Annotated in this window: 1 protein-coding gene; it reads left to right on the forward strand. The window is 37.9% G+C overall.

The genetic code is table 11. The features are described 5' to 3' along the window. Nucleotides 1-165 precede the first annotated feature (165 nt). On the forward strand, nucleotides 166-1137 hold the full coding sequence (gene cyoA / locus ACFIL3_RS10260; protein ID WP_375611432.1) for a ubiquinol oxidase subunit II: 972 nt from the start codon (nucleotides 166-168) through the stop codon (nucleotides 1135-1137). Nucleotides 1138-1265: the final 128 nt, after the last annotated feature.

Raw genomic sequence — 1265 nt, forward strand, 5'->3', positions numbered from 1 at the left:
TTGCAAAACAATTAAGCAAAACAATTAAATTGTGATAGGTAAAGAGTAAGCGTTTAATAAGAGTAATATAGGCATTTTATTCTCTTGATAATTATTTTCAAATCTGTACAATGTGAGGTATATATTTATGACAGTTTTTAGTGCGTATGACGGGGGTAAATAGAGATGAAAAGCTTTGTTAGACAATTAGAAATGCTTGTGATTTTAGGGGGAGCACTGCTTTTGTCTGGTTGTAAAATTGATGTTATGCAGCCATCAGGTTATGTTGCACGTCAACAGCTCATTTTGATCGTTGTTTGTGTGGTGGTGATGCTTTGTATTGTTATCCCAGTTATGGTGAGTGTGGTATTTTTAGCTATAAAATATCGTGCATCGAATATGAAAGCGGACTATTCTCCTGATTGGGCACATTCAAATAAAATTGAAGCATTGATGTGGGGTATTCCAGTTGTAATTGTAATGGTTTTAGGTTCATTAACAGCTTATTATACCTATAAGCTTGAACCTACAAATCCTCTTCCAGTGGAAGTTGTAGGTGAAGGAAAGCCATTACAGATTGATGCTGTTGCTCTTGATTGGAAATGGCTTTTTATTTATCCTGAATACGGTGTTGCATCGATTAATGAGATTTATGCGCCTGAAGGACGTCAAGTTTTATTGCAATTGACGTCAGAGAATTCTGTCAATGCTTTTTGGGTTCCCAAATTGGGTACAGTTCTTTACGCTATGCCGCAGATGAATGCTAAGTTGCATTTGGTCGCTGAAGAGCAAGGAGTATTCAAAGGAGCCTCAGCAAATTATAGTGGTGATGGTTTTTCGGGTATGCGGTTTAAGTGGCATTCTGTGTCTTTGCAGGATTTTGAGGATTGGATTGTAAAAGCTCGGGCTAATGGTCGAGTACTTGATCGTTCATCTTATCGTCAACTTTCTATTGCGCCTCGTATGGGTGATATTGCTGCGAAGGAAAAAGATGCTGAAGTTCGTTATTTTGCACCTGTTGAGAAGCGGCTTTACTATCGTGTTGTTAATCGATGTGTCGATGAAAAGACGGTATGTAATGAAGATTTAATGAAACGTGCTGCTGCTCAGACGCTATGGGGTGCACTATGTTCAGTATTTGATCCTGATGTTATTTAACAGAGTCAATAAAGTAAAGAGCCCTTTTAACAAAGGTTTCTTTTAAACTTGAATTTCATTTGAAATGGGTTGAGAAATGTTTGGAAGACTTACAGATCCTACGGCAGGTGCTTTTCATGCGCTTGCAC

This window comes from Bartonella sp. CE47NXGY, assembly GCF_042195415.1.
GTDB lineage: Bacteria > Pseudomonadota > Alphaproteobacteria > Rhizobiales > Rhizobiaceae > Bartonella.